We start from the raw sequence: 13,917 nt of genomic DNA, 5'->3' as shown, positions 1-13,917 counted from the left end.
AAGCTTTCAACCTGAATGAGACGGTCAGTGACAACTTGAGGGAGAGATCAACATGCTGCAGAAGCTATGGTTATATCATACAAACGACTTGCACAGCCACTTTGAGAACTGGCCAAAAATTGCAGCTTATATTGAAGAAAAGCGTCAAGTTCACGATCAGATGCTCTTGTTTGATATTGGCGACCATATGGATCGAGTGAACCTCGTATCCGAAGCGGATTATGGAAAGGTAAACGTCAAGCTCCTCAATCAGCTTGGCTATGATGGAGTCACGATCGGGAATAATGAAGGCATTACGCTGCCCCATGATCAGCTGGATCACTTATATGAGAATGCACAATTTCCAGTGGTCCTGTCTAATTTATTTGAGAAAGGCAAAAGGCCATCATGGGCAAAGCCCTATCATATGATCACAATGGAAAACGGACTGAAGATATGTCTCTTAGGCGTGACCATTGCGTATACACCTGTATATGAAAAGCTGGGCTGGAACATTACTGATCCGTTTGACAGCATACGGGACATGCTGCAGGAAGTGAAGGGACAGGCAGATGTCATTGTGCTTTTATCCCATCTTGGTATCATCCATGATCGAGAGGTCGCCCGTGATTTCCCTGACATCGACATCATCCTAGGCTCACACACGCATCATCTGTTAGAACAAGGTGAAATGGACAATGGTGTGCTGCTTGCATGCGCTGAAAAGTATGGGCATTATATTGGCTGTGTTGAGCTGACAATCGATACAGCGCGCAAAGAGCTGATAGAGAAAAAAGCGACAGTACAGTCAGTAGATCAGCTCATCAGTGAATCAGATGAAGCCATCACCACCTTACAGCAAGCAGAAAGAAGAGCGAAAGCACTCATGCAGGAAAAAGTGACAACGATTGAGTCGAAGCTAGAAACGAAATGGTTCGACGAATCTCCGCTTCCGCAGCTCTTAACAGATGCCATTAAAGATTGGTGCGGAGCAGATATTGGCATGATGAATGCAGGTATGGTGCTTGATTCATTAGAGGCAGGGATCGTCACAAGAGAAGAAATCCACCGGATATGTCCGCATCCCATTAATCCCATTCGGGTGACGCTTACCGGTCAACAGCTTATCGAAACAGTTCGACGGGGCTGTGAAGAAAAAATGGAACAGCTGCGCATCAAAGGCTTCGGATTTAGAGGTGAGCTAATGGGGAAAATGCTATATAGCGGACTCAGCTATACGTTAGAGGAAGGCGATGCCAAACTGGTGAAGGATGTCTTTGTACATGGTCAATTGATCAAAAAAGACGCCTCCTATACAGTTGGCACAGTCGATATGTATACATTAGGCTCTCTTTTTCCTCATATCCGTGATCACGAACACATTGAATATTTCATGCCTGAATTTTTACGTGATGTTCTGACATGGCGCTTGAAGGAAGCCAATTGAAATCCGCTTCAGCCTAACAACACGCGCCCTCTTTTCACATAGATTGTGATGAGAGGAGTGAAGGGATTTGGTGAATTTAACACCTATTACAATTGATGGCCATTCCTTTACAGCGGTCACCGTCAAGCTGCCGAAGACAAATTTTATGGCAGTATCAAATGAACATGGGTATATTATGTGCGGTGCACTGGATGTCGGGCTCTTGAATGAAAAGCTTGCAGATAGAGGAATTATTGCAGGAAGAGCAGTTGGTGTAAGAACCATTGAGCAATTGCTCGATGCTCCTTTAGAATCTGTGACATACGCCGCAGAAGCGCTAGGCATCTCAGCTGGAACAATTGGAAGAGATGCATTATTAAAAATGGTGAAATAAAATAGAGAGATGATTCCTATCCCCCCGCCTGTCTGCATACACATGTAATGGAGAAGGGGGGATTTTTTATTGAGAATGAACCGCCGTTATCGCCCCTACAAGAAGGGCCCTTTGCCATTTCGTTACGTCATGCTGCTTGCGATCTTATTCTTTGTGCTCTCAACCGTGATTAGTTTATTTTTTATCAACCGATCCATTAAACCTACCCTTATTCACATTGCTGAACTCGAAACAGAGCGCATCGCCAATCACCTCATACAATATTCAGTGCAAGACTTTGCAGATGATCAGGAGAATATGAAGGATATGGTGGTCATGAATACAAGTGAGAACGGAAAAGTGACGACCATCGATTTTAATGCGCAAGCAACATCGAAAGCAATGGCTGACCTCTCGCGTCATCTTCAAAAAAATTTAGAGGACATTGAAAAGGGGAACTTTCAAAAAGAGGCAAAAGAAGCATTAAAGGATCAAACAGATGGACATGACGGCATTATATATAACATTCCGCTTGGGCAAGCATCTGGAAATGCACTCATCGCCAACCTCGGACCAAAAGTGCCTGTGCGCTTTAGTGTGATTGGTGATCCGCATACGGACGTTGAAAAAAACATTAAGCCTTATGGCATCAACAATGCCTTGATTGATATTAGTGTTCTGATCGAGGTCAAGGTAAGAGTCATTATCCCATTTGCTTCTGAAACAATTGTAGTTAAAAACTCTGTTCCAGTCTCCATACAAGCCGTTCAAGGAGACGTACCAGATTATTATAATGGCAGCGGAACAAACTCAGGTGCTCCATCAATTGTTCTCCCAGAGAAAAAGGAGAAAAAGGAATAACAGCCCAACAATGATTGGGCTGTTTTTTAATGTGATGTAATCGTATTATATGTTTGGATAGTGTTAATAAAATCCTATTTCACCACTTGATTCCATAGATGAGAATGTGTCATGATAAATAATTAGTGGCTAATTTTATATTGATGAAATGTTCGGCTTTGTATGCAAGTGATTATTACTATTGCCAGTAGTGAATGCATTGGTGAGGGGGATTTTATGAAGAAACTTTATGTAAGTGGTATTTGTTTTTTGGTTTTTGCTATAGTATTTAGTGCTAAATATATTGCAGCATCAATATTGCTAATAGGAAATGAAAGTTTGAGTATTGATATATTTAGAGGGATGTTTGATATGATTCCACTGGAAGTAACTGTTGTGTATATCACATTTCTTATTCTGGGTATTGTATTTTTAGTTTTAGGTTTGAAGGAGAAAAATAAGCAGTGAACAATAAAAAAAGGAGAAGAGTGCGAAAACGCTAAACTTCTCCTTTTATTTACTTTCGTTTCCGTTCAGCTCTTTCCCACGCCCTCAAATGAGGATATGGATCAAATGACCATTCCGTTCTGCCGTTGTCTTTGTACATGCCATAGTGAAGATGCGGCGGAAACTTTCCTGCAGTGCCTGGAGGACCGTAACCGGAGCTTCCGACAGATCCAATCACCTGGCCAGGTTCAACAATTTGACCTGTCTTGAGTCCTTTCGCAAAGCCATTTAAGTGAGCGAAGTAATGATAATGATTATGAATATCTCGAATACCTATCCGCCAGCCGCCAAAACGGTTCCAGCCTTTCATCTCAATCACGCCATACGATGTCGCACGAACGGGAAGTCCATAATGGGCAAATAAATCGGTTCCCTCATGAATTCTTCTGCCTCCAAACCCTCTCGCATCTCCCCATGTACTTCGGTAGCTGTAGTCAGCTCCAACTGGAAGAGGAAAAGCATGCTTTCCAAGATCAAGATGGCCGTAGTGCTTATATAGCTTCATAAAAGATGAAATGATTCCAACGGTTTGATCACGTCCATAATAGTCCCATAAGCCAATTTTTAATTGATCAATGCTGTTGCCGTAGTGAAGCAAGTATTGAGCAAACGTGAACAATACATCCTCATCGTCATCGCTGCTTGCTTTGCCATCCCCATTCCCATCAAGACCAATTCCATCAAACACTTTAATGCTTAAAGGAGAGGTATCCTGTTTATTCGGGTTTTCTGGTCCAATCCACATTTCCCGGGGAATGTAGATGCCAATGACGCCTTTTTGTTTCGGTAAATCTCTTCTGCTTTTTCGAATATTGTGTTCATACTGATCAACTGCAGCAAGTACATACCATGGAACCTGTGTTGTGATGGAGACTTTTTCATATAGGGCCATTCTTTGCTTCAATTCATCTGGCTGCTTGCCCGTCCCTTTTGCATGAACAGGTAAAGGGAGCATTGAAAGAGCAATCATGATGGCTAAAACCACTTTCACAAACGTCCATCTCCTTTCATCGAGCATCATCTTCTACCGTTTAGTGTGGTTAGAACACTCTATTTCATAAGAAGAAAATGTTAGTAATTTTCTTCTGTTTTTTTAGGAGGCTTTTGGGTATTTTTGCAGCTCATTCCCTTGTTGTTCAATCTGTACTATGTTAAAGTGTCTAAAGAAAAGGCTTTAGGCCGAAGATTCAATTTTTTGCAGCTTCTTGGCTGCATCCATCGTATATAGCAGGAAGATTTTTGTAGATGCACCTTTAACGAATTCATATGGAGATGATGGAATTGGCAAAGAAGGAAGAGCACGTAAGAAAACCGGACTGGCTTAAAATTAAGCTGAATACGAATGAAAACTATACCGGTTTAAAGAAAATGATGCGGGAAAACAACCTGCATACCGTTTGTGAGGAAGCAAAATGTCCGAATATTCATGAATGCTGGGCAGTGAGAAGAACCGCTACATTTATGATCCTTGGATCTGTTTGTACGCGCGCATGCCGTTTCTGTGCGGTGAAAACTGGACTTCCGACTGAGCTTGACCTGCAAGAGCCAGAACGCGTGGCAGATTCAGTAGCCTTAATGAATTTAAAGCACGCTGTCATAACAGCGGTTGCAAGGGATGATCAAAAGGATGGCGGAGCAGGTGTGTTCGCTGAAACCGTTCGTGCGATTAGAAGAAAAAGCCCATTCACGACCATTGAAGTTCTCCCTTCAGATATGGGCGGTAATTATGATAACTTGAAGACGTTAATGGACACTCGTCCTGACATTTTAAATCACAACATTGAAACAGTTCGCAGATTAACGCCAAGAGTTCGTGCGCGTGCTACATATGATCGTTCATTAGAATTCTTGCGTCGTGCAAAAGAAATGCAGCCAGACATTCCAACAAAATCAAGCATTATGATTGGACTTGGTGAAACGAAGGAAGAAATCATTGAAGTCATGGATGATCTTCTTGCCAATAATGTGGATATTATGGCGATTGGCCAGTATTTACAGCCTTCGAAAAAGCATTTGAAAGTTCAAAAATACTACCATCCGGATGAGTTTGCAGAGCTGAAGGAAATTGCGATGTCAAAAGGTTTTAGCCACTGTGAAGCTGGGCCGCTTGTGCGCTCTTCCTACCATGCAGATGAACAAGTAAACGAAGCGTCTAAAAAACGTCAGGCGCAAGCATAACAAAGAAAACGCCAGAGCTCTCTGGCGTTTTTCTCGTATTAATTTTGGCCGTAAGGGGCGTTTCTTCTCATCGTACGGTCGGAATTCGTCATCCCATTTGCATCTTCTTGATTCGATATGTTCCCGCCTTGAGGAGAATACTTCATTTGCTGAATCGTTTTGGTTAAAATTTGGTCAAAATCACGTGAATTGGTTTGAAGACGTGAAAAATTGGCAATGGATTGAAAGTGCTCTGGATTATCAGAGACGTATACATGATAATAACGAGGGAGAACAGAAACCGCCGTTTTCTTTACTTGATCGGCAGATTCATCACGATTTTTGTTTCCTGTTCGATACACGATGAGTGCATCCTCATCTGTCACAAGTGTGGCTGCATCTTTGATGTTTGGCAGCTGCACCGTTAAACTTGTAATCACGTGGGCAAGATGCTCACGATTTAAAGCAGGGGTTCTTTCTTTTTGATCCGTTACTTGCTGGCGCTGATAACGAACATATCCTGCTCTGTTTGTATCTGCTTCTGGCATGTTGGAATTATTTCCTTCATGACGATCCGACAGACGGATGGTTTTACTTGAAGAATCTTCATCCACTTGCCGGTTCATACCTGATTGAAAGCCGCACCCGCCTAAAAGCATGCTGAGGAGAATCGCGGCTGTCAGTTGTTTCTTCATAAATGTGACCTCCTTTTTCCTTTAGCTTCGTCTAAATCGGAAAAAACATGCTTTAGCAATTGATGGAGTTCTTCCAATGAATTATCATTAAAGATGGATCGTTTAAAAAGAGGTGAGAAGATGATCGTCGTTCAGAATGCTACCTTTGATCTTGTAAGAGATATCAAAGACGGCTTTAATGAAGAAGCGTTTAAAGCAAGGTACTCAGATATTTTAAATAAGTATGATTATATTGTGGGGGACTGGGGCTATAATCAGCTCAGGCTGAAAGGGTTCTTTGATGACCAAAACCAAAAGGCCACATTTGATACTAAAATCAGCACACTCGATGAATACATTTATGAATACTGTAATTTTGGCTGTGCCTATTTTGTCTTAAAGCGAATCAGAAAATAACGCAAAGGGGAGCGTCATAATGTATTTCGTAGACAGAAAAAAGATTGAAGAGACATTACGTTTTTTCGAGGAGCAATATGGATTGATGCAGAGTCATCAAACATGGACAAGTCCTCTTGAGAAAAAAGCGCTGGAACGAATTGTTCATTTGCTCGTCGAATGTATTCTTGATACTGGAAATGACATGATTGATGGCTTTATTATGCGTGACCCAGGAAGCTATGATGACATCATGGATATACTTGTTGATGAAAAGGTTGTACCAGAAGTGGAAGGAAGTCAGCTGAAAAAGCTTGTCTCATCCCGCAAAACACTTGTGCAGCAATATCAGGAAGTGGTTCATCATGACTTATTGCAGGTGATCAGCGAAGTAGAGCAGGCGCTAGAGGTCTTTCCAAGCCGCATCCGTACCTACTTGGAACAGGAGCTTGGCCCAGTATCAGCATTTAAATAAACCATTGGAGTTGTGAGCATCATGAAATACAAAGGCTATTTAATTGATTTAGACGGGACCATGTATAAAGGAACAGAAAAGATCGAGGAAGCAGGTCAATTTGTTCAAAAGTTAAATGAGTTGAACATCCCTTACTTGTTTGTCACGAATAACTCATCACGTACGCCAAAGCAGGTAGCGGAAAAACTCGTTTCATTTGATATCCCAGCAACAGAAGAACAAGTGTTTACAACAAGTATGGCGACGGCCAATTATATTGCTGAACAAAAGAAAGATGCGTCAGTTTACGTGATCGGTGAAGAAGGAATCAAGCAGGCCATTGAAGAAAAGGGGCTGACGTTTGGTCAGGAAGACGCTGATTTCGTTGTTGTTGGAATTGATCGGGGCATTACATATGAAAAATTAGCAGTAGGTGCGATTGCCATTCGTCAAGGCGCACAATTTGTCTCAACAAATGGAGATATAGCTATTCCAACAGAAAGAGGGCTTTTGCCAGGGAACGGCTCGTTAACATCCGTACTGACCGTGACGACAACGGTTCAGCCAACATTTATCGGAAAGCCGGAATCCATTATTATGGAACAAGCGATGCGTGTACTTGGGACAGATGTATCTGAGACGCTCATGGTGGGTGATAACTATGATACGGATATTATGGCAGGAATGAATGCAGGAATGGACACATTACTCGTCCATACAGGTGTGACAACAAAAGAGCTGCTTCAGAAGTATGAAAAGCAGCCAACCTATGTCATTGATTCATTATCCGAGTGGATTGAGCGATTATCATAAAAAAAGAGGACAGCGTTACGCGCGCGTCCTCTTTTTCTTTATTCCGCATTTCTTGCACTATGTGCCAGCCTGCTTGATGCGGCAGCAGCAATAGCGCCAACAATGTCATCTAAAAAGGTGTGGCATTCGCCTGTGGATTTATCGTTGAGTTTCCCCAGAATACCTGGTTTTTCTTTATCGATATATCCGTAATTTGTAAAGCCGATTGAACCATAAATATTGACGATAGCAAAGGATAAAATTTCATCAACGCCATACAAGCTTTCGTCCGTTTCAAGTATTGATTGAAGCGGCTCAGTCAGCTTTTTTTGTTCGGCGAGTACGTCTAGTTCAACGCCCGTTAATATCGCATTTTGGACTTCACGTTTTGCGATGACACGCTCCACATTGTGGATGCACTCTGTCATGTCTAAGCCAGGATGATATTTTTCCTGTAAAAAGTAGACAAGGTCTGCTATATCTTGAATGGTTACGCCTCGTTCTTGTAAACGGCGTCTTGCTGTTTTTTCTACTTCGTTCATCTCATGATGATGCGGCATGTATTCCTCACCCAATCCTCGTAATTTGTCCACAACGTGTAAAAAGCTTCGGATAGTAAATAGTATTCATAAATCCCTCAACCTGCGACTACGATATGATAAGAGATTGATCATAGGAACGCAGGTGAAAACATGAAAGAAACCATTTATCACACATTTGGTATTGATGTTCGTCAATTTACGCCATATGGCAGTTATCAGAGCTTTCAAACGGCGGAGGCTCTCTTCCTCATTGTTCCTGTGTCTCATTTGCGAGAAGAAGAACTCTCGGAGTTGTATCATATCAGTCAGTATTTACTGAATGCTGGAGACCCATACGTCGCTGTGTTTGAATTAACAAATGAAGAGAATCCCACCTTTACTCATGGAAAGGAGCAGTACGCTTTATTAAAAGCGGCGCCACCGATCTCAAGCCGCTCTTTTCAGCAAGCGTCAGAGCTGGCAGCCTTTCATGTCAAGGGAAGAGGCTTTCCATATGAAGTATCCGAAACAAAACGTGTCGGTGCCTGGAAGGAATTATGGGCAAAACGATTAGATCAGCTCGAAGGCTTTTGGATGCAGCAAATGCATCAAAAACCGCTGGAACGGTTTGAACAAAAATTCATTGAATCGTTTCCGTATTATCTTGGATTAACGGAGAATGCCATTCAATATTTAGTCGATACTGAGCTTGATGATGAACCGAAAGAAGGTGACTCAGGCACTGTCTGTCATCAGCGCTTTTCACGTATGACATGGCCGCATGAGCAGCCGCTGCGTTTACCTGTGGATTGGGTCTTTGATCATCCAACCCGTGATATTGCCGAATACTTAAGAGAGACCTTTGTACAGCATAAGGAGGATTTAATTGAAGAAGGCTTTTCCTTTCTTCAGCAATATGAGGAGGTGACACCTCTTTCCTCCTTTTCAAAGCGTTTGTTATACAGCCGCCTGCTGTTTCCGCTTCATTACTTTGAAATTGTGGAAGGCTACTATATGTCAGGAGAAAATGAAAAGTCATACTATGAAGAGCGGTTAGATTACGTCTTAAATGATGCCAATCGCTATGAATACTTTCTAAAGGTCTTTCAAGAAATGAGTGCCATGCGAAGCGGCGGGAGCCCCATTCCGGCTGTTGGCTGGATTCAGCCTGCAGCTGATTTGAAGTTTCAGTGAACAGACGAAACGTCTCTTTTCTCTTGAGGCGTTTTTCGTTATGCTTAAAGAAATCAATTAAAGGAGTGTTCTTCTTGCCAAAACCTTATGTCTATATCACAAGAAAGCTGGATGAAGCATCACTTACACCATTAAAAGAAGTCGCTCATGTTGAGATGTGGCAAAGCGAGGATGAGCCGTGTCCAAGAGAAGAGTTAGAAACACAAGCTGCTAAAGCGGATGCGCTTCTCACCATGCTGTCAGATCAAATAGATGAGCCGCTTTTATCAAAGGCTCCGAATATCAAGGTGGTTGCAAACCTTGCTGTTGGCTATGACAATATTGATCTTGAAGCAGCCAAAAAGCACGGAATCACCGTATGTCATACACCAGACGTCTTAACAGAATCGACGGCGGATTTAGCCTTTGCTCTTCTGATGGCGTCAGCTAGACGCATTGTCGAGGCGAGTGATTGGATTAAGGATGGAAACTGGACAGGCTGGGGGCCGCTTCTTCTTGCCGGTGCTGATGTTCATCACAAAACACTCGGGATTGTCGGAATGGGCAGCATTGGAACAGCACTTGCCGAGCGGGCCAAAGGCTTTAATATGAATGTCCTTTATCATAATCGTTCCAGAAAACCCGAAGCAGAAGCGCAGCTTGGCGTGACCTATGCGGCTTTTGAGGAACTGCTCAAGCAGTCTGATTTCATCGTCTGTCTGACGCCGTTAACCCCGGAAACGAAAGACATGTTTAATGAAAAAGCATTTGATCTGATGAAGAACTCTGCTTATTTCATTAACGTATCAAGAGGACAGACTGTGGATGAGGATGCTTTATACGAGGCTGTCACGAAAGGAAAAATTGCCGGCGCTGGTCTGGATGTATTTAGACAGGAACCTGTCAGTCCGTCTCATCCGTTAACGACATTACGTAACGTCACAGTCCTCCCTCATATTGGAAGTGCTAGTGTCGAAACGAGAAAAACGATGATGCGTTTATGTGCTGAAAATATTGCGCTTGTCTTACAAGACGAGCCAGCCAAAACGCCGGTTCGTTCATAATAGAAGGCTTCCCGGTGTTCGGGAGCTTTTCTAACAAAAATATTTTGAAAATATAGAATCTTGATATAAATAGCTGTTAAGCGGTTTCATTCTGACAATCTCTTATTTTATTACCTTGTCAAAATGAGGATACCCCTTTATAATGTGTGTACATTGAATGTCTGTGTAAGGTTAACAAATGTCTTTTTAGAGAGGACATTTACGTAGAAAGGTGGAATTTCAGGTGAAGGCAATTCGAGTTGGGCTATTAGGATTAGGAACAGTGGGAAGCGGTGTCGTAAAAATTATCCAAGACCATCAGGATAAATTAATGCACCAAATCGGCTGTCCGGTATTAATACAAAAAGTGCTTGTGAGCAATCCCGATAAAAAAAGAGATGTGGATGTCGCAAGAGAGGTCTTCACAACTGAAGTATACGATGTGATTAGAGATCCAGAGGTCGACGTCATCATTGAAGTGATGGGCGGCATTGAAGAGACAAAACAATATTTAATAGATGCGTTGAATGAGAAGAAGCATGTCATTACAGCCAATAAAGATTTAATGGCGCTTTACGGTACGGAGCTTTTACATGTAGCGAAAGAAAATGGCTGTGATCTTTATTATGAAGCAAGTGTCGCCGGAGGAATTCCGATTCTGCGTACGCTGGAGGAAGGGCTGGCCTCTGACCGAATCACGAAGATGATGGGGATTGTGAACGGTACAACGAATTTTATTTTAACGAAAATGAATGTCGATAAAAGCGCATATGAGGATGTCTTAAAAGAAGCACAGGATCTAGGCTTTGCAGAAGCAGATCCGACAGCTGATGTAGAAGGACTGGATGCAGCAAGGAAAATGGCGATTCTTGCAAGGCTCGGCTTTTCCATGAATGTAGATTTAGAGGATGTCAAGGTGAAAGGTATTTCTGATATCTCTGATGAGGATATTAATTTCAGTAAGCGGTTTGGCTATACAATGAAGCTGATCGGAATTGCTCAGCGGGACGGAGAGAAAGTAGAGGTCAGCGTTCAGCCAACCTTACTTCCTGATCATCATCCATTATCATCTGTCAACAATGAATTCAATGCGGTGTATGTCTACGGAAGTGCTGTAGGAGAAACGATGTTTTACGGACCTGGAGCAGGAAGTCTGCCAACGGCAACAGCTGTTGTATCAGACTTAGTCGCAGTAATGAAAAACATGCGCCTTGGCGTGAACGGAAGCGGATTTATCGCACCGCAGTTTGAGAAGAAGATCAAATCCTCATCAGAAATATTTGCTCAGCAATTTTTAAGAATTCATGTTAGAGATCAAGTCGGGGCATTCTCCCGCATTACATCTATTTTTTCTGAAAGAGGCATCAGCTTTGAAAAGATCCTTCAGCTTCCTGTGAAAGGACATGATGAGCTGGCTGAAATTGTGATTATTACACATCAGACCTCAGAAGAAGATTTCTCAAATATCCTGCAAAAATTAAACGACCTCGACGTGGTGGTTCAAGTGAAGAGCACGTACCGAGTAGAAGGGAACGGTTTAAGCCGATGAAATGGAATGGACTCATTGAAGAATTTCAAGAATTCTTACCAGTAAACGAATCTACACCTAAACTAACATTAAATGAAGGGAATACACCGCTGGTCCACCTCGCCAAGCTTTCAGAAAAGCTGGGGATTGAGCTTCATGTGAAAACAGAAGGCGTCAATCCAACAGGCTCTTTCAAGGATCGAGGAATGGTCATGGCCGTTGCAAAGGCGAAAGAAGAAGGCAATGATACGATCATGTGCGCCTCAACAGGGAATACCTCTGCAGCAGCAGCGGCTTATGCAGCCCGTGCTGATATGAAATGTATTGTCATCATTCCAGACGGGAAAATTGCCTTCGGTAAGCTTGCACAGGCCGTCATGTACGGAGCAGAAATCATTGCCATTGACGGCAACTTTGATGATGCACTGAAAATCGTCCGCAGCATCTGTGAAAAAGCGCCGATTGCCCTTGTGAACTCGGTCAACCCTTATAGAATTGAAGGACAAAAGACAGCGGCATTTGAAATCTGTGAGCAGCTAGGCTCTGCCCCAGACGTACTGGCGATTCCTGTTGGAAATGCCGGGAACATCACGGCCTACTGGAAAGGCTTCAAGGAATATCATGAGAAAAAGGGAACAGGACTGCCTGTCATGCGCGGTTTTGAAGCAGAAGGTGCAGCGGCAATCGTTCGAAATGAAGTGATTGAGCAGCCAGAAACAGTGGCAACGGCTATCCGTATCGGAAATCCAGCGAGCTGGAAACAAGCTGTGGCAGCCGCAGATGAATCAAACGGAAAGATTGATGAAGTGACTGATGAAGAAATTCTTCATGCATATCAATTGATTGCACGTGAAGAAGGTGTGTTTGCAGAGCCGGGCTCATGTGCGTCGATTGCGGGCGTTCTAAAGCAGGTGAAATCTGGAGAAATCAAGCCAGGCAGTAAAGTTGTTGCGGTACTAACAGGCAACGGACTGAAAGATCCAAATACGGCTATCGATATTTCACAAATCAAGCCGGTCACACTCGATGCAGATGAAGATCAAATTCTTGAACACCTAGAAAAGGCCGCACGCGTATGAGTGAAGCCTCCATGCTTTTTTCAATCACAGTACCGGGAAGCACTGCCAATTTAGGACCAGGCTTTGATTCAGTTGGAATGGCGCTCAGCCGCTATTTAAAGCTATCGGTCTATGACCATGATAGCTGGCTGTTTGAAGCAGAAACAGATGTCGTGTCTGGGATTCCATCAGGCACCGACAACCTGATTTATCAAACAGCCAAAAAGGTCGCAGATGACTTTGGAAAAACACTCCCGCCTGTTCATGTCAAAGTGTGGAGTGACATTCCATTGGCACGGGGGCTTGGCAGCAGTGCTGCTGCCATCGTGGCCGCCATTGAACTCGCCAATCAGCTTCTTGAATTAAATATGACAGATGATCAGAAGCTCTTTTATGCAAGTGAGGTAGAAGGTCATCCAGATAATGCGGGTGCTTCTTTATTTGGTGGTTTACTAATTGGACTCCATGAAGAAGACAAAACACATGCCGTGAAAGTGCAGCATGTGGATGTAGATGTCGTCGTGGTGATTCCTTTTTATGAAGTGCTGACAAAGGATGCCCGCGATGTCCTGCCAGAGGATTTCTCCTATAAGCATGCCGTCAGTGCGAGTGCTGTGAGCAACGTCCTTGTGGCCGCCTTAATGACGCAAAACTGGCCGCTTGTTGGAGAAATGATGAATAAGGATTTATTTCATCAGCCTTACCGCACAATGCTCGTTCCAGAGCTGTCGAAGGTAGAGCATGTCGCTTCTCTAAAAGGAGCGTATGGTACGGCTTTGAGCGGTGCTGGTCCGACGATCCTCACCTTAGTGGAAAAAGGGAAGGGAGAAGCGCTGAAAGAGCAGCTTGCCCAAAACTTCCCGCATTGCGAAGTCGATTTGCTGACGGTTCCAGTAGAAGGTGTTGTCGTGCAGCATTATCCTGTTAATCAAGTAAAGAACGTGCTGTGAATCTGCACGTTCTTTTTTTTATGCTTGTTTTTATATGAAGAAGCAG

At 43.1% G+C, this 13,917-nt stretch carries 16 protein-coding genes; 13 read left to right on the top strand and 3 right to left on the bottom strand.

From position 1 onward, the window contains the following. Positions 1-52 precede the first annotated feature (52 nt). From MHB66_RS15175 to MHB66_RS15160, 4 genes are all read left to right on the top strand, one after another. Positions 53-1,426 (top strand): bifunctional UDP-sugar hydrolase/5'-nucleotidase, encoded by a 1,374-nt coding sequence (locus MHB66_RS15175; protein ID WP_046313306.1) that lies wholly within the window; start codon positions 53-55, stop codon positions 1,424-1,426. Positions 1,427-1,493: 67 nt separating this feature from the next. Next, positions 1,494-1,799, top strand: a complete 306-nt coding sequence (locus tag MHB66_RS15170) for a DUF1805 domain-containing protein (protein ID WP_034282637.1) — start codon at positions 1,494-1,496, stop codon at positions 1,797-1,799. 69 nt (positions 1,800-1,868) lie between these two features. Then, on the top strand, positions 1,869-2,639 hold the full coding sequence (gene yunB, locus MHB66_RS15165) for a sporulation protein YunB (RefSeq protein WP_080701219.1): 771 nt from the start codon (positions 1,869-1,871) through the stop codon (positions 2,637-2,639). A 216-nt stretch (positions 2,640-2,855) separates the two neighbouring features. Continuing rightward, positions 2,856-3,086: a hypothetical protein gene (locus tag MHB66_RS15160; protein WP_046313308.1), complete on the top strand. Its 231-nt coding sequence runs from the start codon at positions 2,856-2,858 to the stop codon at positions 3,084-3,086. Between the two features lie 49 nt (positions 3,087-3,135). Here MHB66_RS15160 and MHB66_RS15155 read toward each other — a convergent pair whose 3' ends face one another. Next, a complete protein-coding gene (locus MHB66_RS15155; RefSeq protein WP_235362380.1) occupies positions 3,136-4,080 on the bottom strand; it encodes a M23 family metallopeptidase in 945 nt (314 codons plus the stop codon). A gap of 326 nt (positions 4,081-4,406) precedes the next feature. Between MHB66_RS15155 and lipA the strand changes: the two genes are divergently transcribed. Continuing rightward, positions 4,407-5,303 (top strand): lipoyl synthase, encoded by an 897-nt coding sequence (gene lipA, locus MHB66_RS15150; protein WP_008360456.1) that lies wholly within the window; start codon positions 4,407-4,409, stop codon positions 5,301-5,303. Between the two features lie 38 nt (positions 5,304-5,341). Here lipA and MHB66_RS15145 read toward each other — a convergent pair whose 3' ends face one another. Then, the gene (locus MHB66_RS15145; RefSeq protein WP_024425978.1) at positions 5,342-5,977 is read right to left on the bottom strand and encodes a YhcN/YlaJ family sporulation lipoprotein; all 636 of its coding nucleotides are present in this window, start codon (positions 5,975-5,977) and stop codon (positions 5,342-5,344) included. Positions 5,978-6,097: 120 nt separating this feature from the next. Between MHB66_RS15145 and MHB66_RS15140 the strand changes: the two genes are divergently transcribed. The 3 genes from MHB66_RS15140 to MHB66_RS15130 are packed head-to-tail and all read left to right on the top strand — an operon-like array spanning position 6,098 to position 7,619. Then, entirely contained in the window at positions 6,098-6,373 is a 276-nt protein-coding gene (locus MHB66_RS15140; RefSeq protein WP_024423368.1) for a YutD family protein, read from the top strand. A gap of 19 nt (positions 6,374-6,392) precedes the next feature. Continuing rightward, positions 6,393-6,827 (top strand): DUF86 domain-containing protein, encoded by a 435-nt coding sequence (locus MHB66_RS15135; protein ID WP_034282630.1) that lies wholly within the window; start codon positions 6,393-6,395, stop codon positions 6,825-6,827. An 18-nt stretch (positions 6,828-6,845) separates the two neighbouring features. Next, positions 6,846-7,619: a TIGR01457 family HAD-type hydrolase gene (locus MHB66_RS15130; RefSeq protein WP_087978090.1), complete on the top strand. Its 774-nt coding sequence runs from the start codon at positions 6,846-6,848 to the stop codon at positions 7,617-7,619. A 38-nt stretch (positions 7,620-7,657) separates the two neighbouring features. Here MHB66_RS15130 and MHB66_RS15125 read toward each other — a convergent pair whose 3' ends face one another. Next, the gene (locus tag MHB66_RS15125) at positions 7,658-8,158 is read right to left on the bottom strand and encodes a phosphatidylglycerophosphatase A (RefSeq protein WP_025094161.1); all 501 of its coding nucleotides are present in this window, start codon (positions 8,156-8,158) and stop codon (positions 7,658-7,660) included. A gap of 132 nt (positions 8,159-8,290) precedes the next feature. Here MHB66_RS15125 and yutH point away from each other — a divergent pair, with 132 nt between their 5' ends. The 5 genes from yutH to thrB all read left to right on the top strand — a co-directional run bounded on the left by yutH (position 8,291) and on the right by thrB (position 13,871). After that, on the top strand, positions 8,291-9,313 hold the full coding sequence (gene yutH, locus MHB66_RS15120) for a spore coat putative kinase YutH (protein WP_046313312.1): 1,023 nt from the start codon (positions 8,291-8,293) through the stop codon (positions 9,311-9,313). A 74-nt stretch (positions 9,314-9,387) separates the two neighbouring features. After that, positions 9,388-10,356 (top strand): D-glycerate dehydrogenase, encoded by a 969-nt coding sequence (locus MHB66_RS15115; protein WP_046313313.1) that lies wholly within the window; start codon positions 9,388-9,390, stop codon positions 10,354-10,356. Positions 10,357-10,579: 223 nt separating this feature from the next. Next, the gene (locus tag MHB66_RS15110; RefSeq protein WP_041115785.1) at positions 10,580-11,884 is read left to right on the top strand and encodes a homoserine dehydrogenase; all 1,305 of its coding nucleotides are present in this window, start codon (positions 10,580-10,582) and stop codon (positions 11,882-11,884) included. Continuing rightward, positions 11,881-12,942, top strand: coding sequence for a threonine synthase (gene thrC, locus MHB66_RS15105; RefSeq protein WP_034282619.1), 1,062 nt, complete (start codon positions 11,881-11,883; stop codon positions 12,940-12,942). Before MHB66_RS15110 ends, thrC begins: the two co-directional genes overlap by 4 nt. After that, positions 12,939-13,871: a homoserine kinase gene (gene thrB / locus MHB66_RS15100; protein WP_039181185.1), complete on the top strand. Its 933-nt coding sequence runs from the start codon at positions 12,939-12,941 to the stop codon at positions 13,869-13,871. Before thrC ends, thrB begins: the two co-directional genes overlap by 4 nt. The last annotated feature ends 46 nt before the right edge of the window (positions 13,872-13,917 follow it).

This window comes from Bacillus sp. FSL L8-0167, assembly GCF_038630295.1.
GTDB lineage: Bacteria > Bacillota > Bacilli > Bacillales > Bacillaceae > Bacillus > Bacillus safensis.
This window is presented reverse-complemented; position numbering and strand designations above follow the sequence as displayed.